At 47.7% G+C, this 24940-nt stretch carries 26 protein-coding genes; 25 read left to right on the forward strand and 1 reads right to left on the reverse strand.

What is annotated here, in order from left to right; translation table 11 throughout:
* The first annotated feature begins 19 nt into the window (after positions 1–19).
* From fabD to rnc, 4 genes are all read left to right on the forward strand, one after another.
* Positions 20–943: an ACP S-malonyltransferase gene (gene fabD / locus KNQ02_RS03620; RefSeq protein WP_214768601.1), complete on the forward strand. Its 924-nt coding sequence runs from the start codon at positions 20–22 to the stop codon at positions 941–943.
* Positions 940–1671: a 3-oxoacyl-[acyl-carrier-protein] reductase gene (gene fabG, locus KNQ02_RS03625; protein WP_214807316.1), complete on the forward strand. Its 732-nt coding sequence runs from the start codon at positions 940–942 to the stop codon at positions 1669–1671. Before fabD ends, fabG begins: the two co-directional genes overlap by 4 nt.
* A 68-nt stretch (positions 1672–1739) precedes the next feature.
* Positions 1740–1979 carry an acyl carrier protein gene (gene acpP / locus KNQ02_RS03630; RefSeq protein ID WP_012370777.1) on the forward strand — a complete coding sequence of 80 codons (240 nt, stop codon included), beginning with the start codon at positions 1740–1742 and terminating at the stop codon, positions 1977–1979.
* 57 nt (positions 1980–2036) lie between these two features.
* Positions 2037–2807, forward strand: coding sequence for a ribonuclease III (rnc, locus tag KNQ02_RS03635; protein ID WP_088837388.1), 771 nt, complete (start codon positions 2037–2039; stop codon positions 2805–2807).
* A 59-nt stretch (positions 2808–2866) separates the two neighbouring features.
* Here the strand turns inward: rnc and KNQ02_RS03640 are convergent, their stop codons facing one another.
* The gene (locus tag KNQ02_RS03640; protein WP_029330856.1) at positions 2867–3067 is read right to left on the reverse strand and encodes a DUF1128 family protein; all 201 of its coding nucleotides are present in this window, start codon (positions 3065–3067) and stop codon (positions 2867–2869) included.
* A gap of 126 nt (positions 3068–3193) precedes the next feature.
* On the opposite strand from KNQ02_RS03640, the gene smc reads away from it, so the two are divergent.
* From smc to hslU, 21 genes are all read left to right on the forward strand, one after another.
* Complete coding sequence (gene smc / locus KNQ02_RS03645; RefSeq protein WP_214807318.1) at positions 3194–6763, forward strand: chromosome segregation protein SMC; 3570 nt, start codon at positions 3194–3196, stop codon at positions 6761–6763.
* Positions 6760–7764 carry a signal recognition particle-docking protein FtsY gene (gene ftsY, locus KNQ02_RS03650; RefSeq protein ID WP_214807320.1) on the forward strand — a complete coding sequence of 335 codons (1005 nt, stop codon included), beginning with the start codon at positions 6760–6762 and terminating at the stop codon, positions 7762–7764. The genes smc and ftsY overlap by 4 nt, the downstream gene beginning before the upstream one ends.
* A 101-nt stretch (positions 7765–7865) precedes the next feature.
* Positions 7866–8186 carry a putative DNA-binding protein gene (locus KNQ02_RS03655; RefSeq protein ID WP_088837385.1) on the forward strand — a complete coding sequence of 107 codons (321 nt, stop codon included), beginning with the start codon at positions 7866–7868 and terminating at the stop codon, positions 8184–8186.
* Positions 8187–8198: 12 nt separating this feature from the next.
* The gene (gene ffh, locus KNQ02_RS03660; protein ID WP_214765163.1) at positions 8199–9551 is read left to right on the forward strand and encodes a signal recognition particle protein; all 1353 of its coding nucleotides are present in this window, start codon (positions 8199–8201) and stop codon (positions 9549–9551) included.
* Positions 9552–9644: 93 nt separating this feature from the next.
* Positions 9645–9920 (forward strand): 30S ribosomal protein S16, encoded by a 276-nt coding sequence (gene rpsP, locus KNQ02_RS03665; protein ID WP_012370770.1) that lies wholly within the window; start codon positions 9645–9647, stop codon positions 9918–9920.
* Positions 9921–10006: 86 nt separating this feature from the next.
* Complete coding sequence (gene rimM / locus KNQ02_RS03670) at positions 10007–10516, forward strand: ribosome maturation factor RimM (RefSeq protein ID WP_214768599.1); 510 nt, start codon at positions 10007–10009, stop codon at positions 10514–10516.
* Positions 10513–11241, forward strand: a complete 729-nt coding sequence (trmD, locus tag KNQ02_RS03675; protein ID WP_214807322.1) for a tRNA (guanosine(37)-N1)-methyltransferase TrmD — start codon at positions 10513–10515, stop codon at positions 11239–11241. Before rimM ends, trmD begins: the two co-directional genes overlap by 4 nt.
* Before the next feature lie 112 nt (positions 11242–11353).
* On the forward strand, positions 11354–11707 hold the full coding sequence (rplS, locus tag KNQ02_RS03680) for a 50S ribosomal protein L19 (RefSeq protein WP_088837381.1): 354 nt from the start codon (positions 11354–11356) through the stop codon (positions 11705–11707).
* Positions 11708–11807: 100 nt separating this feature from the next.
* Positions 11808–12347: a signal peptidase I gene (gene lepB, locus KNQ02_RS03685; RefSeq protein ID WP_088837380.1), complete on the forward strand. Its 540-nt coding sequence runs from the start codon at positions 11808–11810 to the stop codon at positions 12345–12347.
* A gap of 244 nt (positions 12348–12591) precedes the next feature.
* On the forward strand, positions 12592–13458 hold the full coding sequence (ylqF, locus tag KNQ02_RS03690; protein ID WP_088837379.1) for a ribosome biogenesis GTPase YlqF: 867 nt from the start codon (positions 12592–12594) through the stop codon (positions 13456–13458).
* A 61-nt stretch (positions 13459–13519) separates the two neighbouring features.
* The gene (locus tag KNQ02_RS03695) at positions 13520–14272 is read left to right on the forward strand and encodes a ribonuclease HII (protein ID WP_088837378.1); all 753 of its coding nucleotides are present in this window, start codon (positions 13520–13522) and stop codon (positions 14270–14272) included.
* A 13-nt stretch (positions 14273–14285) separates the two neighbouring features.
* Positions 14286–15167, forward strand: coding sequence for a flagellar hook-length control protein FliK (locus KNQ02_RS03700; RefSeq protein WP_214765157.1), 882 nt, complete (start codon positions 14286–14288; stop codon positions 15165–15167).
* Entirely contained in the window at positions 15164–15424 is a 261-nt protein-coding gene (locus KNQ02_RS03705; protein WP_088837376.1) for an EscU/YscU/HrcU family type III secretion system export apparatus switch protein, read from the forward strand. Before KNQ02_RS03700 ends, KNQ02_RS03705 begins: the two co-directional genes overlap by 4 nt.
* An 88-nt stretch (positions 15425–15512) precedes the next feature.
* Positions 15513–16673 carry an ADP-forming succinate--CoA ligase subunit beta gene (gene sucC / locus KNQ02_RS03710; RefSeq protein WP_029330843.1) on the forward strand — a complete coding sequence of 387 codons (1161 nt, stop codon included), beginning with the start codon at positions 15513–15515 and terminating at the stop codon, positions 16671–16673.
* Positions 16674–16686: 13 nt separating this feature from the next.
* A complete protein-coding gene (gene sucD / locus KNQ02_RS03715; RefSeq protein WP_088837375.1) occupies positions 16687–17604 on the forward strand; it encodes a succinate--CoA ligase subunit alpha in 918 nt (305 codons plus the stop codon).
* A gap of 64 nt (positions 17605–17668) precedes the next feature.
* Positions 17669–18496 (forward strand): DNA-processing protein DprA, encoded by an 828-nt coding sequence (gene dprA / locus KNQ02_RS03720; RefSeq protein WP_214768595.1) that lies wholly within the window; start codon positions 17669–17671, stop codon positions 18494–18496.
* Positions 18497–18543: 47 nt separating this feature from the next.
* On the forward strand, positions 18544–20640 hold the full coding sequence (gene topA / locus KNQ02_RS03725) for a type I DNA topoisomerase (protein ID WP_088837373.1): 2097 nt from the start codon (positions 18544–18546) through the stop codon (positions 20638–20640).
* A gap of 3 nt (positions 20641–20643) precedes the next feature.
* Entirely contained in the window at positions 20644–21948 is a 1305-nt protein-coding gene (gene trmFO, locus KNQ02_RS03730; protein WP_088837372.1) for an FADH(2)-oxidizing methylenetetrahydrofolate--tRNA-(uracil(54)-C(5))-methyltransferase TrmFO, read from the forward strand.
* A 171-nt stretch (positions 21949–22119) separates the two neighbouring features.
* A complete protein-coding gene (locus KNQ02_RS03735) occupies positions 22120–22998 on the forward strand; it encodes a tyrosine-type recombinase/integrase (protein WP_214807323.1) in 879 nt (292 codons plus the stop codon).
* 13 nt (positions 22999–23011) lie between these two features.
* Positions 23012–23563 (forward strand): ATP-dependent protease subunit HslV, encoded by a 552-nt coding sequence (hslV, locus tag KNQ02_RS03740; RefSeq protein ID WP_029330826.1) that lies wholly within the window; start codon positions 23012–23014, stop codon positions 23561–23563.
* Complete coding sequence (gene hslU, locus KNQ02_RS03745) at positions 23550–24929, forward strand: ATP-dependent protease ATPase subunit HslU (protein ID WP_029330824.1); 1380 nt, start codon at positions 23550–23552, stop codon at positions 24927–24929. Before hslV ends, hslU begins: the two co-directional genes overlap by 14 nt.
* Positions 24930–24940 lie beyond the last annotated feature (11 nt).

The following is a 24940-nucleotide window of genomic DNA, read 5'->3' on the forward strand; positions in this document are numbered from 1 at the left end:
AGCTAAAGGAGTGAGCGAGATGGGGAAAACGGTATGGATGTTTCCGGGGCAAGGGTCACAAATGCCCGGTATGGGACAGACACTTGTCAGTGAGGAAGAAACTAAACAAACGTTAGTCGATCTCGGAACACGAATCGGCCTAGATTTAACAACGCTGTTAACGACGGGTACAAAAGAAGAACTAAAGGCGACGGAGCTTGCTCAACCCGCAATCGTCGCACATAGTACACTTCTCGCCACTCGTTATGCGGCACTCGGTAACAAACCGGACTATGTCCTTGGGCATAGCGTCGGGGAGTACAGCGCGCTTGTCGCAGCATCGGTCCTTACGCCGAGTGAAGCCGTTTATCTTGTCCATGAACGTGGTAAGTTGATGAACCAGGTTTCAGGTGGAACGATGGCTGCCGTCATCGGATTAAACGATGTCGAAGCGGCACACCATGCCGTCGAATCGATTGCGGCGACAGGTGAAATCGTGCAAATCGCGAACTACAACTGTCCCGGCCAATTTGTCATCTCAGGGCACGTCGCAGCCGTCGAATCGGCGACAACGAAATTAAAAGAGCTCGGTGCAAAGCGTGTCTTACCACTCGATGTCTCCGGTGCGTTCCACTCCTCTTTAATGACACCGTTCGCACCACGGTTCGAAGATTTCCTTGCTTCTTCACCATTCGAAGCGGCGCAAGCGAAGTTTATCTCAAACGTGGACGGATCGTTTCACGATCAACCGGACGACTTGAAACGTCTGCTCGTTCAACAATTGTATTCACCTGTTCGCTTTGAGGCGTGTGTTGAGCAATTGATTGAAGAGGGTGTTGATACCTTCATCGAATTCGGACCGTCTTCACCACTTAGTGGGCTTGTCAAACGTATCAAAAAAGACGTTAAAATCATTAGTATCACGACACTTGAACAACTAGAAGCGGAGGGAATTCGTGGATGAGTAAGGTAGCACTCGTAACAGGCGCCTCACGAGGAATCGGTGCGGCGATCGCAACACGTCTCGCGGCAGATGGTTTTAAAGTTGTCGTCAACTATGCCGGTAGCACTGAAAAAGCAGAGGCCATCGTCGCGGATATCATCGCGACTGGTGGTGAGGCAATCGCCATCCAAGCCGACGTTGCGAACGCTGATCAAGTCAAGGCGTTGGTTAAACAGACTGTCGATGCATTCGGTCAACTGGATTGTGTCGTCAACAACGCCGGTATCACACGCGACGGTTTGTTGATGCGTATGAAAGAAGCCGATTTTGATGCTGTCGTTGATACGAACCTAAAAGGGGCGTTCCTCGTCACACAAGCGGCGTCACGCCCGTTGATGAAGACGGGTGGTCGCATCATCAATATCGCTTCGGTCGTCGGCATCACGGGTAATCCGGGGCAAGCGAACTATGTGGCCGCGAAAGCCGGTTTGATTGGGTTGACGAAATCGGTCGCCCGTGAACTCGCAAGTAAAGGGGTCACAGCGAATGCGATTTGCCCAGGATTCATCGAAACAGATATGACCGATGAATTGACGGACGATCAACGGAATCTGTCACTTGGACAAATTCCATTGAAACGGTTTGGGCAAACGCAAGACATCGCAACACTCGTCAGCTTCATCGCTTCGGATGAAGCCCGTTACATCACAGGGCAAACGCTCGCAGTTGATGGCGGCATGACAATGTAACTGAACACCGGTAGTACTTTGCCAAATCGGCAATCATCTTATATACTCAACTCATGGAGGGATTTCAAATGACAAAAGAACAAATTTTAGTAGACGTACAAGAGGCAATCGCAGAAAAATTAGGTAAAGAGCAAAGTGAAATCACACTCGATAAATCGTTCAAAGACGATCTCGGTGCAGATTCACTTGAAGTAATGGAACTCGTTATGGATCTCGAAGATAAATTCGAAATCACAATCGAAGACGATCAAGCAGAAAACTTGAAGACTGTCGGCGATGTCGTCAGCTACATCGAAACACAAGTCTAATCATTGACGCTGACCCACCGCTCTTTTGCGGTGGGATTTAGCTGTTTAGGAGGAATTATGACGAATCAAAAAGGACGTCGTGTCCGAAAAGGACCTTACGTAAAACGTCGAAAAGATGCGCGGACGTTTGCTCAAATCGAGCAAAAATTCGAAGAGTTACAAACGCGCCTTTCGATTCATTTTTCAAATGTCGAATTGTTGAAGCAAGCGTTTACCCATTCTTCGTTCGTCAATGAACAACGTGAATCGGATGGCGATAACGAACGACTTGAATTTTTAGGGGATGCGGTCTTAGAATTGACGGTCTCAAGATATTTATTTGAACACTACCCGGAACGTTCCGAGGGGGAATTAACAAAACTGCGAGCAGCTATCGTGTGTGAACCATCGCTCGTCCAGTTTGCCAATCATTATGAATTCTCTGACATGATTTTGCTAGGTAAAGGGGAAGAACTGACAGGCGGACGAAATCGGCCAGCATTACTTGCTGACGTATTTGAAGCGTTTATCGGTGCACTTTATCTTGACCAAGGCATTGAAGCAGCAGAGCGATTCCTCGCCGAAGCGGTTTTTCCGAAAGTGGCATCTGGTTTCTTCGAAGAGCAGACAGACTTCAAGAGCCAATTACAAGAAGCGATTCAACGGGTCGGACTCGGACAAATTGAATACGAGATCATCGAAGAACGTGGTCCCGCACATAGCCGGGAATTCATCTCGCGTGTTCAAGTCCCGGATAAGCTTGAAGGAATCGGGACCGGTCGTTCGAAAAAAGAAGCAGAACAGCAAGCAGCGAAACAAGCCTTGCTTGAGCTGAAAAAACAATTTTAAGTAAAAAAACCATATAAAAAAAGGCGCCCGATTGGGAACGCCTTTTTTTATATGGTTTCTTACACCGTCTTCAGTGATTTTAGTTCATCGACGATTGCATCGACCTCAGCGAGTGATAACGATTCACGCATCATGACGAACTCATAAATTTCTTTTAAGTCGTCATTTTTCGTGCCGTCGAACTGCTCGGCTTTGATGACGCCTTTATTAATAATATTTAATTTATCCAAGATTGCTTCAATCATTTGTTCAATTGTCATATCGTTGAATTCTCCTCTTCACGTCTTTACCGTTAACATTACCATAAAACCTACCATTTTGTAGACCTTTCGGCTATGGTAAACTAAAAGAAAATTAAAAGAAATTTAAACATACGGGTGGTAAAGATGTACTTAAAACGAATTGAAATCAACGGCTTCAAATCTTTTGCGAGCCGGACAGAACTTGACTTCCTACCGGGAGTGACGGCAGTCGTCGGACCGAACGGTAGTGGGAAGTCGAATATATCGGATGCAGTGCGCTGGGTGCTCGGTGAGCAATCGGCTAAATCATTACGCGGCGCGAAGATGGAAGATGTCATCTTCGCCGGCAGTATGTCAGAACATCGAAAGCAGTTCGCAGAAGTAACGCTTGTCCTCGATAATGAGTCGGGAACGGTTGCGTTACCTTACCAAGAGTTGAGCGTGACGCGACGCGTCAGTCGAAATGGAGACAGTGATTATTTTCTTAATAAAAAACCATGTCGCTTGAAGGACGTCCTTGATCTCTTCATGGATACGGGACTGTCCCGTGATGCCTTCGCAATCATTGGTCAAGGACGTGTCGAACAAGTCATCTCCGGGAAACCGGAAGAGCGGCGGTCCGTCATCGAAGAGGCGGCGGGTGTCTTAAAATACCGGCACCGGAAAAAACAAGCGGAGCGGAAGTTGAGTGACACGGAAACGAATCTCTCACGTGTCGATGATATTTTATTTGAACTCGGTGGACGAATCGAACCGTTACGAGAACAAGCAGCGCTTGCAAAAGAGTATCTGATTGCCCGCGACCGGTTCGACTTTTTAGAACGTGGCATCATTGCAGAAGAAATTCAAAACTATATGGAACAAATTGCCCGATTGACGACGGAAATCGAAACGTTTGAGCGTGAGTTGTCAAATGAACAGGCACGTCTTGAGAAAACGCAAACCTCGAGAGAAGAACAAGAAACAATGCTTGAAAACATTCGCCGGACAGAGACAGAGATGCAGGAACGGTTACGAACCGTCTCGACGACGCTCGTTGAAATTCAAGGTTCGCTGAACTTGGCAAAAGAACGTGAGAAACATGGGACGCAAATGAAAGAGCGTTTAGAACAAGAAGTGGCGACACTTGAAGCGCGTGTTTCCCTAATTGAGGATGAGGCGAAAAAAGCAGTTCGCTTACGAGACGAAACGAAGCAAACATACGAGGGAACTGTCAAACGTCGTGAACAAGCAGATGCCGCATTAACGTATTCGGAACGTGATTTTGAAAAAGAAGCAGAGCAACTACGGTCTGAAGCGTTTGAAGTAGCGAGTCGGCTGGCGGCGACGAATAACGCCTATAACCGAGCAAAACAAGATTTACAGAGTGCGGAAGAGTTACGCCGGACGTTCGCGGAAGGGACAGGGTCGAAACAATCGGCGCAAACAGCTTATGCGGCCGAGGTCGACCGACTAGAAGCGAGCTCTTTCAACGTGCGGCAACAGCTCGATGCTTTAGTAGCGGAAGAGACGCAAGTTGAAACGAAACAACACGAACAGCGAACGATGATGACGCAAGTCGAACGATCCATCGTCGATCTCCATCGCCGGCGTGATAAAACAGAGGACCGGATTGAATTTTTGGAGTCCGTCAAGGCAGATTACAGTGGTTATTTCGGTGCCGTCAAAACGATTTTGAAACAGCGTGATCACATTTCAGGCATATATGGAGCGGTTGCCGAATTGATTTCCGTACCGGCCCGATATGAAGCGGCGATCGAAACGGCACTTGGTGGAGCGATGCAAAACGTCGTCGTCGATACAGACGCGACGGGGCGGACGTTGATTCAGGAATTACGCCGTCTAAATGCGGGACGGGCGACGTTCATGCCGCTCAGTTCGATTCAACGGCGCGATTTGAATCAATCGGTTCGCAATCAACTATCTGCGATGCAAGGATACATCGGCGTTGCGAGTGAACTCGTGACGACGACCGATGAGCTGACGAAATTAAAACAGAACTTGCTCGGGACGACGCTTGTCGTCGAATCGCTTGAACAAGCGAACGCGATTGCCCGTGCAACGGGACATCGGTATCGGCTCGTGACGCTCGACGGAGATGTCGTCAACGTCGGTGGTTCGATGACAGGGGGGAGCCGAAAAAAAGGGACGCCACTCTTTAGTCAGTCACGGGAGTTAGACGAACTCCGCGAAGGGCTGACGCAAGGACAGGCGGTCATTCGTGAACAAGAGCGCCGCCTCGCGGAGATGAAAGTAGTAGATGAACAATTGAACGTTACGCTTGAGACGCTTGCGCAAGAAATGAAAACGACGCGAACGACACTTGAATCACTTCGGGATGAATTGACGGAGGCGAAACATGGTCTCGCAATCACAGCTTCGGAACTGTCCGTCCAAGATGGCCAGTTGCAACGGTTGGCGGAGCAAGAACGGGAAGCGAAGACGACGATTGAACAAGCTGAGCACGATATCGCGAACTTGACGAAGCGGCAACAAGAACTCAGACGTGATCTCGATCAGCTAAAAGAGGCACAGGCCCGTGGTGCTGTGACAATCGAAGACTTGAAACAACAACAAGCAGATGCCTTGCTCGAAGAACGGACAATGATCTTGAAGTTAGATCAAGTCAATCGTGAAGTCGAACGAATCGAAGAATCGTTGAATCATGCGAAACTCGAACGGAGTCATAAGCGGCGTGATTTAAAACATGTGCTCGAAGGGTTTGGTGAAGGTCAAATCGAAGCATTACATGCAGAGCAGGCACAGATGCTTAAAGAACAAACAACGGTTGAACAAGAATTGAAAGCAATCACGGACCAAATCCAACGTGACGGCGAAAGTTTACGACTTCTACGGATCCGTGAAGCGAAGCTGAAAGAGGAGCAACAGTCGGCGAAACAACAAGTCGATCAAGCGCGCCTCAACCACGGCAGAATCAGTACACGTCTTGAAACACGTCAAGAAATGCTCGACGAGATGGGGCTGATTCTCGAATTGATTGAACCGCTGACGATTCCATTCGAAGAGGCGAAAGAGGAAGTACACCTGCTCAAGCGTCAATTAGAAGAAATCGGAGTTGTTAATATCGGTGCGATTGAAGAGTTCGCTGAAGTCGATCAACGGTTTACGTTCCTCTCGACGCAACGTGATGACTTAGTGACGGCGAAAACGGATTTATATGCCGTCATCGATGAGATGGATCGTGAAGTCGTCCGACTCTTTAAAGAGACGTTCACGGCTGTACGTGAACACTTCCGTGAGACATTCCGCGAATTGTTCGGTGGAGGAGAAGCGGACTTGATTCTTGTCGATCCGAGCGACCTCTTGACGAGCGGGATCGACATCGTCGCGAAACCACCGGGTAAAAAACTACAGAACTTGTCACTCTTATCTGGTGGGGAACGCGCGTTGACGGCGATTGCCTTGTTGTTCGCGATTTTGAAGACGCGTCCCGTCCCGTTTTGTGTACTTGATGAGGTCGAAGCAGCTCTTGACGAAGCGAACGTTGCCCGGTTCGGTGAGTTCGTTCATCAGTTGGCGCGTGATACACAATTCATCATCATCACACACCGGAAAGGTACGATGGAGTCAGCGGATGTTTTATACGGCGTGACGATGCAACAAAACGGTATTTCGGAAGTGTTATCCGTTAAACTAGAAGAGGCACGGCGAACATTGACTGAAGAAGTAGAATCAAAGGAGCTAAAACAATGAGTTTTTTTAAGAAACTAAAAGACCGGTTGACGACGTCGACACAAGAAGTCACGTCTAAGTTTACGGAAGGGTTGTCGAAGACGCGTGACGGGCTTGCGAGTGCCGTCAATGATCTCGTCTACCGTTTCCGGGAAGTCGATGAAGAATTTTTTGAAGAGTTAGAAGAAGTGCTGATTCAAGCTGACGTCGGTGTGACGACGACGATGGATTTGGTCGAAAAATTAAAGATTGAAGTCAAACGAAAAAATGTTAAAGATACAAAAGAAGTCCGTGATGTACTCGTCGAAGTCGTCGCCAACATGTTGATTGAAGAAGAAGAAACGGAACTTGATTTAGACCACGACCTCAGTGTCATCTTATTCGTGGGTGTCAACGGTGTCGGGAAAACGACGACAATCGGGAAGCTCGCGAATCGATTGAAGAACGAAGGAAAAACCGTCATGCTCGCAGCAGGGGATACATTCCGAGCAGGCGCCATCGATCAGTTGCAAGTCTGGGGCGAGCGCTCCGGTGTACCGGTCATCCGTCAGGGAGAAGGATCGGATCCTGCTGCCGTCGTCTTCGATGCTGTTCAAGCGGCAAAAGCGCGGAAAGTCGATGTCTTGATTTGTGATACGGCAGGACGTCTGCAAAACAAAGTCAATTTGATGAATGAACTCGAAAAAGTCAAACGGGTCATTGAACGTGAAATCCCGGGGGCCCCGCATGAAGTCCTCCTTGCGCTCGACGCGACGACCGGACAAAATGCGATGGTGCAAGCCAAAGCGTTCAAACAAGCGACGAATGTCAGCGGCATCGTCTTGACGAAGCTTGACGGGACAGCAAAAGGTGGCATCGTTCTCGCGATTAAGAATGAACTGGATCTCCCCGTGAAGTTCGTTGGATTAGGTGAAAAGATTGACGATCTCCAACCGTTTAATGCCGAGCAATTCGTCCACGGTCTCTTCGGTGACGTATTCGAAGAAAAGCAAACGACGGACGAGGCACCGGAAGAGGAATAAGCTAGGTTTGCTTGTAAAGAAAAAAACTTGACAACACACTGTGAGGGCTGTACTATACTATCTGTAAAGGAATTTCACTTAACAACCGTGGAGGTGCTCGGATGACACTTGATAAAACGAACCGGATGAATTATCTGATTGACTTTTATCAGGAGCTTTTGACGCCGAAACAACGAAATTATATGTCACTCTATTATTTAGATGATTTTTCGTTAGGTGAAATCGCCGATGAGTTTGAAGTCAGCCGACAAGCAGTCTACGACAACATAAAACGTACGGAAGCGATGCTTGAGCAATATGAAGAACGACTTTCCTTGTTTCAAAAATATGAGCAGCGAAAGATCCTTCTTGATGAACTGAAGCAGCTCGACCTTCCAAGCGAGGCACTGGTGACGATTGAATCACTGGAGCAATTAGAGTAGGAGGCATCATCAATGGCATTCGAAGGATTATCGGAACGGCTTCAAGCCAGTCTCGCCAAAATGCGAGGTAAAGGTAAGATTTCTGAAGCGGACGTAAAGGAAATGATGCGTGAGGTCCGCCTCGCGTTATTAGAAGCCGACGTCAACTTCAAAGTAGTGAAACAGTTCGTAAATGATGTGAAGGAGCGCGCCGTCGGTCAAGACGTGATGACGTCTCTAACACCCGGTCAACAAGTCGTCAAAATCGTCCATGACGAATTGACGAAATTGATGGGGGAAGAAGTATCTCCGTTGACGCTCGCTAACCGTCCGCCGACAGTCATTATGATGACTGGTCTTCAAGGGGCAGGTAAGACGACGACAACCGGAAAACTCGCCAATCATTTACGAAAAAAACACAATCGCAGTCCACTGCTCGTCGCAGCGGATATTTACCGTCCGGCTGCGATTAAACAACTTGAGACGCTAGGAAAACAACTTGAATTACCGGTCTTCTCGATGGGAGATCAGGTAAGTCCACAAGAAATCGTAACCGGCGCGCTCGACTATGCAAAAGAGCATCACCACGATATCGTGTTGATCGATACGGCGGGACGCTTACATGTCGATGAGGACCTCATGCAGGAACTTGTCGATGTGAAGGAAATCGCCAAGCCTAACGAAATCTTCCTTGTCGTCGACTCGATGACGGGTCAGGATGCGGTCAATGTCGCACAAAGCTTTAATGAAAAGCTCGGCGTGACAGGGGTCGTCCTGACGAAACTCGACGGAGATACTCGAGGCGGAGCAGCACTCTCCATCAAGGCAGTCACCGGAGCACCGATTAAGTTCGTCGGTCTTGGAGAGAAGCTAGACGCAATCGAGCCATTCTACCCAGAGCGGATGGCGTCACGGATTCTCGGTATGGGAGATATGTTAACGCTGATTGAAAAAGCAGAGTTCCAAATGGACGCAACACGCGCCAAGGAGCTCGAAGGCAAAATGCGCGATGCATCGTTCACGTTTGACGATTTCATCGAGCAGTTGCAGCAAGTGAAACAGATGGGTCCTTTGGATGAGTTGTTAGGAATGATTCCGGGTGCCGGTAAAGGAAAGATGAAGGGCTTGAAAAATGCTCAAATCGATGAGAAGCAACTTGTTTATGTCGAAGCGATTATTCAATCGATGACAAAACGGGAGCGGACTGAACCGGAAATCCTCAATGCGAGTCGTCGGAAACGGATTGCGCGCGGCAGTGGTCGTAGCATTCAAGAAGTGAACCGGTTGATCAAGCAATTTGAAGACATGCGGAAGATGATGAAACAATTCTCCGGCCAAATGGGCAAAGGGAAAAAGAAAGGCGGCTTTGGCCTCCCATTCTTCTAAAAGTCTTTTCTCTTTTGCTGTAACGTTGTATACTAGTGAAGTTGTCAATTTGACTAAACCAAAAAACTATTTAATATCTGGAGGGACTTACGAATGGCAGTTAAAATTCGTCTTAAGCGCATGGGCGCAAACAAATCACCTTTCTACCGTGTGGTAGTAGCAGACTCACGTGCACCACGTGATGGTCGTTTCATCGAGCAAATCGGATACTACAACCCGGTTGCTAAACCAGAAGCAGAAGTAAAACTTAACGAAGAGCTCGCTCTTAAATGGCTCGCTGAAGGTGCTAAACCATCAGACACAGTTCGTAACCTCTTCTCAAAAGCTGGTATCATGGAGAAATTCCACAACGCGAAACTCGCGAAGTAAGACATTTGGAGGTGAGCGAAAGCTTACCTCCTTTTTGTTGCAGAAAAATAGAAGAATGACGATTTTAAAGGAAGGAAGTGAAGAAGATGCAATGGTTAGAAGTCGCGAAAATCGCGAATACACACGGTCTAAAGGGAGAATTGAAGTTACTTGCGAGTACAGATTTTCCGGAAGAACGCTTTAAAGTCGGAAATGACGTATTTCTCGAGATGGAGGGGACGTATGTACCGCTGACGGTGAGCAGTTACCGGAAACATAAACAATTCGTCATGGTGACCTTCAAAGGAATGCATCACATCAACGACGTCGAAAAGTATAAAGGGATGAAACTTTTCGTGCAGCCGGAAGTCTTACAAGAGCTCGGAGAAAATGAATACTACTACCACGAAATCATCGGTTGCGACGTCTATGACGGAGATGAGAAAATCGGGGTCGTCTCGGAAATCTTAGAGACCGGAGCAAACGATGTCTGGACGATTAAACGTCCGGGAAAAAAAGACGTCTTGATTCCGTACATCGAACAAGTCGTCGCGTCGATCGATGTGCAAGAAAAGCGGATTCAAATCACACCATTACCTGGATTGATTGAAGGATGAACATCAAAGTCTTGACGCTTTTTCCGGACATGTTCACAGCACTCGATCATTCAATCGTCGGACGGGCACAAGAAGATGCGCGGATACATCTCGAGTACATTAACTTCCGAGACTATTCGACGAATCGACATGGGCGTGTCGATGATTCTCCTTACGGGGGTGGTGCTGGGATGTTGTTGACGCCGCAACCTGTTTTTGACGCTGTTGCGGCCTTGCCGAAAGCGAACCGTCGCATCGTTGCGATGACACCGACAGGACAGCGGTTTAATCAAGCAGTAGCGGAAGAATGGGCGCAGGAATCGGAACTTGTTTTCTTATGTGGACATTATGAAGGATTTGATCAACGGATTCATGACGAACTGGTGACGGATGAAGTTTCGCTTGGAGACTTCGTTTTGACGGGAGGGGAATTAGCTGCGATGACGATGATTGATGCCGTCGTCCGTTTGTTACCTGATGTCCTCGGCAAGTCGGCCAGTCATGAAGACGATTCATTTTCGACCGGATTGCTCGAATACCCCCATTATACCCGTCCTGCCGACTATAACGGATTAAGGGTACCGGACGTCTTATTATCCGGGAATCATGCAAAAATCGAGCAGTGGCGAAGACAGCAAGCCTTGAAGCGGACGCTCGAGCGACGTCCTGATTTACTCGAGACAGCCGAGCTGTCCGCAAGTGATTTAAAGTACCTTCAGTCAATTTCAGGATTGTCAAAAGAATGAAATTGTGATAAGTTAAAACATGTGGCAAAAGCCACCTATTAACGATGTTCCGCTGTTGGATGCAATAAGCAAATGAAGATAAGAACATTGGTGAAAAAAGGAGAAATCATTCATGAACACACAACAATTGTTCCGTGAAATTACACAAGAACAAATCAAGTCAGACGTCCCTTCGTTCCGTCCTGGGGATACAGTCCGTGTACACGTTAAAGTCGTCGAGGGTACGCGTGAGCGGATCCAGCTTTTCGAAGGCGTAGTCATCAAACGTCACGGTGGCGGCATCAGTGAAACTTTCACAGTCCGTAAGATTTCTTACGGAGTTGGCGTAGAGCGTGCTTTCCCGCTCCACTCACCACGTGTTGCACAAGTCGAAGTCGTTCGTTACGGTAAAGTCCGTCGTGCGAAACTTTACTACCTCCGTAACCTTCGTGGTAAAGCGGCGCGTATTAAAGAAGTTCGTCGTTAATCATGTGAAAAAGTGGCTTGTCCTCGGACAAGCTTCTTTTTTTTATCGTTTATGCGTATACTAAGTCTAGGTTAAAGATTTAATCAAAGGAGTGGAACGCGTGAAGGAGTTATTTAGTTGGGTAAAGGCGCTTGTCGTAGCGCTCGTGATTGCGTTCATCATCCGAACGTTTCTATTCGTCCCGGTCATCGTGGACGGCGAGTCGATGATGCCGACACTGCACAATTCAGACCGGATGGTCGTCAATAAGGTTCCCTATTACTTTAATGAACCAGAGCGTGGCGATATCGTCGTCTTCCATGCGACGGAAACACGTGACTATATTAAACGTGTCATCGCTGTCCCAGGCGATACGCTGTACTACAAGGATGATATGCTGTATATCAACGATAAAAAAGTGGAAGAACCATATTTAAAAGAATTTAAAGCGCAAATGAATGGTGTTCCTTTGACGGAAGACTTTACATTAGAAGAACGGACCGGCGAAACGAAAGTACCCGCCGGTAAAGTATTCGTCATGGGGGACAACCGTCAAAACTCGAAAGATAGCCGTGACATCGGGTTCGTCGATGAAGATCAAATCGTCGGAACGACAAATTTCGTCTTTTATCCGTTCGGTGATTTACGATCAGTTGATTAAAAAATCATGGGCGCGTAGTAAGGTGAGTCTAGCAGAAACAGCTCCATCAACCGTGCGTTTGATGGAACAAGGTCAGGAATTGAGTAGTGTCCGCACGACACTACTTCTTTTCTTGGCTTTTTTTGCGTATACTAAGGGATGGATCGTTTCTTGAGAACGAAGTGACGGTAACTGAAGCAGGTCTTACCGCGTCACACAACATGAAGTTAGCAGTCCAGTAATATGATGAGTTGAGGTGGAATATATGACGATACAATGGTTCCCTGGTCACATGGCGAAAGCACGTCGTGAAGTCCAGGAAAAATTAAAATTAATCGACGTCGTCATCGAATTGGTCGATGCACGTCTCCCGATGTCGAGTCGCAATCCGATGGTCGAGCAAATTACGGCAGGAAAACCGCGGTTAATCGTCTTGAACAAAGCCGATATGGCTGATGCGCGTTTGACGGAGCGCTGGATGAAGGCCCTTCGTAAGGACGGAGTCGATGTCATCGCTGTCGATGCGAAACACAATAAGGGTCTTGGACAAATTCATGAAGGTGCATTACGCCTGATGAAAGAAAAACATGATCGCATGCGTGAAAAGGGACGAAATCCGAGTGCGATTCGAGCGTTGATCATCGGCATCCCGAACGTCGGGAAATCAACATTAATCAATCGCCTTGCCGGACGAAACATTGCCATCACGGGTGACCGCCCGGGTGTGACGAAACGTCAGCAATGGATCAAAATGAAGACGGGTGAGATGGAGTTGCTCGATACACCAGGTATTCTCTGGCCGAAGTTCGACGATCAGTTGGTTGGCTATCGTCTAGCAGCAACAGGTGCAATCAAAGATGATATCTTAAACATCGATGACATCGCGCTGTTTGCCATCCGTGAGCTCAAATCGCGTTATCCGGAGCAATTGATGGAACGCTATCGCTTAGACGATGTGTCCGGTGAAGCCGTTGATGTACTAGAAGCAATCGGGAACAAACGAGGGTTCAATTCAGGTGGATACGTCGATTTCGAACGGACGAGCGAGATGTTGTTACATGAGCTACGGACGGAAAAAGTCGGACGTGTGACACTTGAAACAGTCGAAGAATGGGCAACAACAGCAGAATAAGACGAGCTTGGAACCTTCTCTAGAAGGTCCAAGCTTTTTTCGAAATAGGAGTGAATGTCAGATGAAGATTCAAGACTTAAGAGAACGTCTCAAAGGGATTTCACGCGAACAATTCGCAGCCATCGAACAGGATCTGATGCATGATGAACGAAAAGGGATCAGGCTGTTATTGAAACAAACAAGCCGTCGCCTCGATCTCGAAGAACAATTGCGCCTCAGTTTTATTGAACGCTCGCAGTTCGAAGAAGCTTACCGGGCACAGGGGTGGGAGAAGATTGCTGGTGTCGATGAGGTCGGGCGAGGTCCGCTTGCTGGACCTGTCGTCGCGGCAGCAGTCATCTTACCAAAAGATTTTTATCACCCCGCGTTGACGGACTCAAAACAAATGTCAAAAAAACAACGGCAACTGGCGTATCAGCATATTCGTAAAGTCGCAGAGGTCGCCATCGGCATCATCGAACCAGCAGAAATTGACCGGATCAATATTTACCAAGCCTCGAAACAGGCGATGTTACAAGCGGTGAATGGCGTGTCTGCCGAGGCATTGCTCGTCGATGCGATGGAGCTTGATCTCAATCTACCTCAAACGTCACTGATTAAAGGGGATGCGCGTAGCATCTCAATCGCAGCGGCGAGCGTCATTGCGAAGGAAACGCGTGATGCGATGATGGAGGACTATGCGAAACAGTATCCGGGATACGGGTTTGAGCAACATGCAGGGTACGGGACAGCACAGCATTTGCAGGCACTCGATACATACGGTGTGACACCGATTCATCGCAAAACGTTCAAACCGGTTCTTGATCGACTCTAGGAGGTGAATGCGTGTGCAAATCGAACATCGGGCCTTACTTCCCTTTAAGATTATTGATCAAGCCAACATGCCGTTACGCGAAGGGGCAAATGTCGTCGGGAAAGTATTGAAATTATTGCCGGACGGGTTAATGGAGTTGCAAGTCGGACAACGGGTCCTAACGGCTGGAACAACGGCTGATTTAAAAGAAGGAATGTCGTACCGATTCGTCGTGACGAGCACGGAAGGGCAACCGGTGCTGAAGATTTTATCGGAAGCTCCACAAACTGCGGCGAAACAAATCCTGCCTTCGATGCTTGAAAGTCTCTTGCGACCAGCGTCAGAGGGAGTACCGCAGACGACACGTGCGCTGTTACAACAACTTGGCCAACGCGCGATGGAAGGATCGGGTCAAGTACTCAAACAGACAATTGTTGAGCTCATTCAGTTAGCGCGTACTGCAGAGGCAGATGGGCAAGGGTCCCTTGACCGAAAGACGAGTGATCAAATCTTGACGCAACAACTCGTTCAAGCGACGAATGAACCGGGACGCGGCATCTTTATGTTGCAACTGCCACAGTTTGGTCCCTTTGAAGATGTCGATGTGACGATGGAAGCACCGTTCGACAAAAAAGAATTCAATCCGGACCATGCCCGAATCGCTTTTTATCTCAAACTGCCTCAGTTGGGCGAAATTGCGATTGACTTATTAATCACTGATCGAAAGATGGCTGTTTCCGTCTTTCATCCGGATCAACGGATTAGCGCATTCATGGACGCTTATCAACCGATGATGGAACAACGCTTAAAGGAGCAGGGATATGAGTTGATTCGTTTTGAATTGGTCGAACAAACGAAAGAGCGGGTGCCTATCGATTTGACACGTCGGAGTGGGAGGGTGGATTATCAAGCATGAAAAAAGCGATTGCTTTATCTTATGAAGAACAAATGGCAGCTCCAAAAGTCGTCGCCAAAGGTTCCGAAATCGTCGCCGAGCGGATTTTAGAAGAAGCGATCCGACACAACATTCCGATTCGGCAAGATCAGACATTGGTAACATTACTTGATGCAATCGAGGTATCTGAGCAAGTTCCGCCGGAGTTATACGGGGTCATCGCCGAGCTGTTTGCCTTTTTGTATCAGCTCGATCATGAGGGAATCACGAAAAAATAAATGCTTTCGGTCGATAACGATAGACAGCGCTTCCAATTTTAACTACAATGAAAGAGCCGAAACTAAAGGGGTTAAGGGGGATTTTTTCATGAATGTACATGAATATCAGGCAAAAGAGTTACTTCGTTCATACGGTGTACCTGTACCGAACGGAATCGCAGCATTTACGGTCGAAGAGGCTGTCGATGCAGCAGAACAATTGTCAGGCCCAATTAAAGTTGTCAAAGCACAGATTCACGCAGGGGGACGCGGTAAAGCCGGTGGTGTCAAACTAGCAAAATCGCAAGAAGAAGTAAAAGAATTCGCGACGGAGTTACTCGGCAAAACGCTCGTCACGCATCAAACAGGACCAGAAGGTAAAGTCGTTCAACGTCTTCTCGTCGAAGAAGGTTGTGCGATCGATAAGGAATACTATCTCGGGATTGTCCTTGATCGTGTGACAGGTCGTGTCGTCATCATGGGTTCAAGTGAAGGCGGAATGGACATTGAAGAAGTGGCAGAAGCGACTCCTGAAAAAATCATCAAGGAAATCGTTGATCCAGCAGTCGGACTTCAAGCTTTCCAAGCACGTAAATTAGCGTTCGCAATGGGTGTACCCGTTAAACTCGTTAACAAATTCGTTGGTATGGTGACGAAACTCTACACGTTCTTCGTTGAAAAGGATTGCTCAATCGCTGAAATCAATCCACTCGTTACAACAAAAGACGGTGATGTCGTTGCACTTGACGCGAAGTTGAACTTCGATTCGAATGCGTTGTATCGTCATGCGGACATCGTCGCACTCCGTGATGAAACGGAAGAAGATCCACGTGAAGTCGAAGCTTCAAAAAGCGATTTGAACTACATCGCGCTTGATGGGAATATCGGCTGTCTCGTTAATGGCGCAGGTCTTGCGATGGCAACGATGGACATCATCAAACACTTCAGTGGCGATCCGGCCAACTTCCTCGATGTAGGTGGCGGCGCGACGAAAGAGAAAGTAACGGAAGCGTTCAAATTGATTCTCTCAGATGATAACGTCAAAGGAATTTTTGTCAACATCTTCGGCGGCATCATGAAGTGTGATGTCATCGCGGAAGGGATCGTTGCAGCAACAAAAGAAGTCGGCTTAGAGTTACCACTCGTCGTTCGTCTTGAAGGAACAAATGTTGACGCAGGGAAACAAATTCTCAAAGATTCAGGTCTAGCGATTACAGCAGCTACATCAATGGCAGACGGCGCAGAAAAAATCGCTGCGCTCGTGAAGTAAGGGGGAGCTAAGGATGAGTATTTGGGTAAACGAATCAACAAAAGTGATCATTCAAGGAATTACAGGTAATCAAGGGATGTTCCACGGTGAACAAATGATTGATTACGGAACGAACCTCGTCGGTGGTGTTACACCAGGTAAAGGCGGAACAGAAGTGCTCGGTGGCGTGCCTGTCTTTGATACGGTTGCGCAAGCAGTCGCTAAAACAGGGGCAAATGCATCGATTATCTATGTACCACCAGCATTCGCTGCGGATGCAATCATGGAAGCAGCGGATTCAGACATCGCTCTCATCATCTGTATCACAGAAGGAATTCCAGTTCTTGATATGGTAAAAGTAAAACGTTATCTTGACGGAAAACCAGTTCGTTTGATTGGTCCGAACTGTCCTGGCGTTATCACACCGGGTGTCGCGAAACTTGGCATCATGCCTGGTTACATCCACACACCAGGTCATGTCGGAATCGTTTCACGTTCTGGGACATTGACGTATGAAGCGGTGCACCAATTGACGACGGCTGGAATCGGTCAATCGACTGCTGTCGGTATCGGTGGTGATCCTGTCAATGGGACAGACTTCATCGACACGCTCAAAGCGTTCAATGAAGATCCTGAAACAAAAGCGGTCATCATGCTTGGTGAAATCGGTGGTACGGCAGAAGAAGAAGCGGCTGAGTGGGTCAAAGCCAACATGACGAAGCCGGTCATCGGATTCATCGGTGGACAAACTGCTCCTGAGGGAAAACGTATGGGTCATGCGGGTGCCATCATCTCAGGTGGTAAAGGTACGGCATCGGAAAAAATCAAGACACTTCGTGCAAATGGTATCGAAGTCGCAGACTCTCCGGCAGTCATTGGTGAAACGTTAATTCGTGTCATCAAAGATGCTGGTATCTACGATCAATGTGTCACGGGTTCAACGGTCAAATAAAAACGTCGAGAGCTGTCCTGAAGATTCAGGACGGCTTTCTTCTATATAAAAGGAGTGTATGTTAATGGAGCGAGAATGGTATGTCCGATTTGCAGCCTGTCGTGTTCCTTATCCAATCGTCGCCTTAGTAGAACAATACGGTATTTTATCGGTCGCTGATCTTCCGACAAATGCCGAGAGTAAAAAGCGATATCAAGCAGCTCTTTCGCTCGAACACCTCCCGTCTCAGTTACTTGTCCCGACCGATCCCGAGTTCCCGCAACAGTTACTACACATACCACGACCGATTTACGGTCTGTATTACGTAGGTGACCCGTCGCTTCTGCGTCACCCTTTAATCAGCATCATCGGTAGCCGAACCCCATCCCCGTCCCATAAAGAACGTCTATCGTTCTTACGCCCGTTTTTTAATTCCCCTTTCGTCACTGTCTCTGGTGGAGCTTACGGGATTGATTCCCTCGTCCATCGCCTTTCCTTGAAGTATGACCAACCAACCATCGCCGTCATGGCAACAGGACTCGATTCTCTTTATCCGAAGCAACACGCGGCCCTCTTTAATCGCATCGCACAAGCTGGTCTGTTGCTCTCCGAGTACCCTCCCGAGACCCCCATTCAAAAATTCCAATTTTTAGAACGTAATCGCATCATTGCTGGATTATCATCAGCCCTCGTCATCGTCGAAGCAGCGTTGAAAAGCGGAACGATGAACACGGCAGGACACGCTCTCGACCAAGGGAAAGACGTCTATTGCTTGCCGGGTTGTCCGACTGAAAAAATGTTTTGTGGAACGAATCAATTGATTGCGGAAGGGGCGATTCCGCTCCTGAATCCGGAAGAAGTTTCAAAAAGTATCTTGATGGACGTTGACAAATGGGAATCGAGACTACTATGATAAGTGAGATTAAAATACGAGTACGCCTCTAATAGGGAGCGATTGCAATGGCAAAATATTTAGTAATCGTCGAATCACCTGCAAAGGCAAAAACCATCAAACGTTATCTCGGTTCGAACTATACCGTGAAAGCATCGATGGGGCATGTCATCGATTTGCCAAAAAGCCAAATGGGTGTCGACGTCGAACATGACTATGAACCAAAATATATTACGATTCGTGGTAAAGGTCCGGTCTTGAAAGAATTGAAAACTGCTGCTAAAAAAGCACAAAAAATCTATCTCGCGGCCGACCCTGACCGTGAAGGGGAAGCGATCGCTTGGCATTTAGCGAAAGCCCTCGGTGTCGATGAATCGACAGAGTGTCGGGTCGTCTTCAATGAAATCACAAAAGATGCCATCAAGGATTCGTTCAAGAAACCCCGCAAGATCAACTATGATCTTGTCGACGCGCAACAAGCGCGGCGTATTTTGGACCGTCTTGTTGGGTACAGCATGAGTCCGTTACTTTGGAAGAAAATTAAAAAAGGATTGTCTGCGGGACGTGTTCAATCGGTTGCCGTGAAGATGATTATTGATCGGGAACAAGAAATCAATGCCTTTTTACCAGAAGAGTACTGGACGATTAAACTTGAGCTTGATGCGAACGGTGAAAAACTCGAAGCAAACTTTTATGGCGTCGACGGTAAAAAACGTGAACTCCATTCTGAAGAAGATGTCAACGAGGTGTTGGCAAAACTTTCAGAATCCTTTACGGTCGACTCGGTAACGAAGAAAGAGCGCAAACGTAATCCAGCGTTACCGTTTACAACAAGTTCGCTCCAGCAAGAAGCGGCACGTAAGCTTAATTTCCGGGCGAAGAAAACGATGATGATTGCCCAACAACTCTACGAGGGAATCGAGTTAGGGAAAGAAGGGACAATCGGTTTGATTACGTATATGCGTACCGATTCGACACGAACGTCTGAAACAGCGAACCTCGAAGCGCATGGTTTCATCGAAAATGCGTACGGAAAAGAATACATCGCCAGTGAAAAACGTAAAGAGAAAAAAGCGGCCAATTCACAGGATGCTCACGAAGCAGTTCGTCCGACGTCAACGATGCGTGACCCACAACTCGTTAAATCGTATTTGTCGCGAGACCAGTTCCGACTGTATAAACTCATTTGGGAACGATTCGTCGCCAGTCAAATGGCACCGGCGATTTTAGACACGGTCAAAGTTGATTTGAATTCGAACGATGTCATGTTCCGGGCGAACGGTTCGACCGTCAAGTTCCCTGGTTTCATGAAAGTCTACATCGAGGATACAGATGATGAAGCAGTGACGGACGTCAAAGAAGGACTCTTACCACCACTCGAGGACGGTGAAGTCTTGCAACAGGAATCGATTGACCCGAAACAACACTTCACGCAGCCACCGCCACGCTATACAGAGGCACGTTTAGTACGAGCGATGGAAGAACTCGGGATTGGTCGTCCTTCGACATATGCTCCAACACTCGACACGATTCAAAAACGAGGGTACGTGACGCTCGAAGAAAAGAAATTCTTACCGACTGAACTCGGAGAGCTCGTCATTGATATGATTAGTGATTATTTCCAAGAATTCATCACGGTTCAATTCACGGCAGACATGGAAGCGTTGCTTGATGCGATTGAAAAAGGCGACATGCAGTGGACGGAAGTCGTCGATCCGATTTATAAATCATTCGCGAAACGTTTGACGCGGGCGGAAGCAGAAATCGAGAAAATTGAAATCAAAGATGAACCAGCCGGAGAAGATTGCGAAGTATGCGGTCATGCGATGGTCATCAAGATGGGACGGTACGGCAAGTTCATGGCGTGCTCAAACTTCCCGGAATGCCGAAACACGAAGCCGATCCAAGTCGAGATTGGGGTCAAGTGTCCGACATGTGGTACAGGGGACATCGTCGAACGTCGTAGTAAAAAAGGCCGGTTGTTCTATGGGTGTTCAAATTATCCAGAGTGCGAATTCGTCTCATGGGATAAGCCGGTCGAAGAGCCGTGTCCCGTCTGTAGCAGTATGATGGTACAAAAGAAAATCAAGAACGGTGTAAAAGTAGAATGTACATCTTGTGGACATCATGAAACACGCATCGATCAAGAGCAAGAGGAGGAATGACCGTTGAAACGAGTAACGGTAATTGGCGCCGGGCTCGCAGGTTCTGAAGCAGCATGGCAGCTTGCGAAGCGAGGCGTCCAAGTAGATTTATATGAAATGCGACCGGTGAAGCAGACCCCTGCTCACCATACCGATCAATTTGCAGAGCTCGTCTGTTCGAATTCCTTACGTGCGAATCAATTGACGAATGCAGTTGGTGTATTAAAAGAAGAGATGCGTCAATTAGACTCTCTCATCATGAAAGCGGCTGATTTAGCGAGTGTCCCTGCAGGGGGCGCACTCGCTGTCGATCGGCATGACTTCGCAGGCTATGTGACAGAAACACTGAAGAATCATCCGAACGTCACGGTCCATCATGAAGAGCTTGAAGCGATTCCGGATGGTCCGACGATCGTTGCAACTGGACCACTTACGAGTGCTGCGTTATCTGAATCACTCAAACAGTTCACGGGAGAAGATTATCTGTATTTCTTCGATGCGGCAGCACCGATTCTCGATGGGGATACGATTGATCGAGACAAGGTCTACCTCAAGTCACGCTACGATAAAGGAGAAGCCGCGTACTTGAACTGTCCGATGACAAAAGAAGAGTTTACGCATTTTCATAATGAGCTGATTGCGGCAGAAGTCGTTCCGCTGAAAGAATTTGAAAAAGAAATTTACTTCGAGGGCTGTATGCCATTTGAAGTACTCGCTTCACGCGGACCAAAAACATTGTTGTTCGGACCAATGAAACCGGTCGGTCTTGAAGACCCGAAAACAGGCGAACGTCCTTACGCAGTCGTTCAGCTTCGTCAAGATAACTCGGCTGGAACACTCTTCAACCTCGTCGGTTTCCAAACGCACTTGAAGTGGGGCGAGCAAAAGCGGATCATCCGTTTGATTCCTGGTTTAGAAAATGCCGAAATCGTCCGATATGGTGTCATGCACCGGAATACGTTCGTCAATTCACCGAACTTATTGCAAGCGACGTATCAAACACGGACACGACATGATTTATTCTTTGCTGGTCAAATGACAGGGGTCGAAGGATATGTCGAGTCAGCAGCATCCGGTTTGACGGCAGGGATCAATGCGGCACGGTTAGTGAATGAAGTAGAACCAATCGCGTTCCCGAAAGAGACGATGATGGGGGCGATGGCGCACTACATCACGACGACGGAAGGAAAGAACTTCCAACCGATGAACGCGAACTTTGGACTTGTGCCAGGGCTCGTCGGTCATCCAGTCCGAATGAAGAAACCTGAGAAATATGCGCTCCTCGCAGAACGAGCGTTAGAAGCCATCAAAGACTTTACCGATATGTAAAGAGGATGGGGGAAAAGCCGCAGAAACAGCGGACTTTTCCCCCATTTCTTAATTTTTCATAAAAGCGTGATAATTTCGTCATTTTTTCGGTTTTTGGTCTATTGTCAGACTACTTGCGGTGTGCTATGCTAAGGTCGATTCGAGAACACATGGTCAGGAGGAGGCTCGGAAATGGGATTAGACTCAGAGTTTGAGCGGCTGCGGAAAGACTTTTTGCGGTACGTGCATATCGAACGTCAACTATCTCCGAATACGGGTCGCTCATATGATCAAACCCTTCGACAATACGCCGCTTTTTGCCTCGATTATCAACTACGATCGATTGAATTGGCAACTGCACGGCGTTATTTGTATGCACTCTACGAGCAACAAGCTTCAAAATCGACAATTGCCCAAAAAGTATCATGCTTGAAGCAATTTGGTCGCTTTTTGACGCGCGACACGGATGCAGTCAACCCGTTTGAAGGATTGAAAGCGCCCAAACGTGCCCAATCGTTACCGACCTTTTTAGTTCCATCTGAATACGAACGATTTTTAGAAGCCTTTCGAACGGAAGATACACTAGGCAACCGAAATGTCGCAATGATTGAACTGCTCTATGCGACCGGGATGCGTGTCAGTGAGTTGGCAGGACTAAATCTTCAAGATTTAGATCAAGACTTAGAGTATGTCCATGTATATGGAAAAGGTCGTAAGGAACGCATCACGCCGATTGGTTCTTTCGCTAGACGGACGTTGCAGGTTTACTTGCAAGAGCGTCGAGGAAAAGATGAAAAGGAACAGGCTGTGTTCGTTTCGAAATCGGGACGACGACTGACGACAGACGGTATTCGTAAAATCTTAAAAAAAGGCGATCATTTGCTTTCGAAACATGTGACGCCGCACGCACTTCGACATAGCTTCGCGACAGACCTGTTAGAGAGAGGGGCGGACCTTCGGGCGGTTCAGGAACTCTTAGGTCATGCCTCTCTATCGACGACGGGACAATATACTCATGTAACGACGGAGCGGTTGCGTCATGTTTATCAGCAAGCGCATCCGCGTGCCTAAGGGAGGAAACGTAATGTTTCATGCAACGACGATTTTTGCGATTCAACATAATGGTCAATCCGCGATGAGTGGAGATGGTCAGGTGACATTTGGTAATCAAGTCATCATGAAGAAAAGTGCAAAGAAAGTAAGACGCCTTTATGGGGGAAAAGTGATTGCAGGATTTGCTGGAAGTGTAGCAGATGCCTTTACGCTGTTTGAGAAGTTTGAAGCGAAGCTAGAGATGTATAATGGTAATCTCCAACGTGCCGCAGTCGAGCTAGCAAAAGAATGGCGCGGCGACAAAATGTTACGTCAACTCGAAGCATTGCTACTCGTCATGGACGGGACACATTTACTGCTCGTTTCCGGAAATGGTGAAGTCATCGAACCGGATGATGGAATTCTTGCAATCGGTTCAGGCGGTAATTACGCGCTTGCTGCTGGTCGAGCATTGGCACGTCACGCTGGACAGATGTCAGCAGAAGAAATCGCACGAGCCGCTCTTGAAACAGCCGGAGAGCTCTGCGTGTTCACGAATGATCAAATTGTTTTAGAGACGATTGGAGGAAGTGCAGATGCATGAATTGACACCAAAACAAATCGTAGCCAAATTAGATGAGCACGTCGTTGGACAATCGGATGCGAAACGCGCCGTCGCAATCGCACTTCGTAATCGGTACCGTCGCCAATTACTCGACCCGGCATTACGCGACGAAGTAACACCTAAAAATATTTTGATGATTGGACCGACTGGAGTCGGAAAGACGGAAATCGCAAGACGTCTAGCGAAACTCGTTCGCGCACCATTCGTTAAGATCGAAGCGACAAAATTCACAGAAGTCGGATACGTCGGTCGTGACGTTGAATCAATGGTTCGTGATTTAGTCGAAGCTTCACTCCGACTTGTCAAAGATGAGAAGAAAGAAGCCTTAAAAGATCGAGCAGAAGCCGTTGCGAACGAACGGATCGTGGATGCGTTAGTCGGGAAAAAATCGACGTCGGGTCTTGGTGGTGGAAGTAATCCATTCGAAATGTTGTTTGGTGGTAATCAAGCACAACCTGAACAAGAAACAGCGAATGATACGGCGGACCGCTCAGTCATTCGTCAACAATTAATCAGTGGTCAACTAGAAGACCGCATGATTGATGTCGACGTCGAAGAGCGCCAAATGGATTTATTTTCGGGACAACAAGGGATGGAAGGCTTATCAAACTTACAAGATATGCTAGGTCAAGTCATGCCGAAGAAAACGAAAAAAAGACAACTGACCGTCAAAGAAGCACGACCGATTTTGACTGCTGAAGAAGCGGAACGTTTACTTGACTTAAACGAAGTCCATGACGAAGCCGTTCGACGTGCGGAGCAGATGGGGATCATCTTCGTCGATGAAATCGATAAAATTGCAACGAAAGGTCAAGATAGCGCCGGCGTTTCACGCGAAGGTGTCCAGCGAGATATCTTACCAATCGTCGAAGGCTCGACCGTCGTGACGAAATACGGCTCGGTCAAAACGGACCATATGTTGTTTATCGCCGCAGGAGCGTTCCATATGGCGAAGCCGTCTGATCTCATTCCAGAGTTACAAGGACGTTTCCCGATTCGAGTCGAGTTGGATAGTTTAACGGAAGAAGACTTCGTCAAGATTTTGACAGAACCGAATCAAGCGTTACTGAAACAATACAAAGCGTTGCTTGGAGCAGAACAGGTCCACGTCACCTTTACCGAGGATGCGATTCGTCAAATCGCGCGGATTGCTGCTCAGGTCAATGATGAAACTGATAATATCGGTGCACGACGTTTATATACAATCATGGAACGGGTGTTAGAGGAACTATCCTTTGAAGCGGCAGATATGCCAGAGTCGGATGTTACGATCACACCACAATATGTAATGGACCGAGTTGGAAAAGTAGCAGATGATCGTGACTTAAGTCAGTTCATCTTATAAGTGGAGGAAGA

Source organism: Exiguobacterium sp. s102 (genome assembly GCF_018618635.1).
Taxonomy (GTDB): Bacteria; Bacillota; Bacilli; order Exiguobacteriales; family Exiguobacteriaceae; genus Exiguobacterium_A; species Exiguobacterium_A oxidotolerans.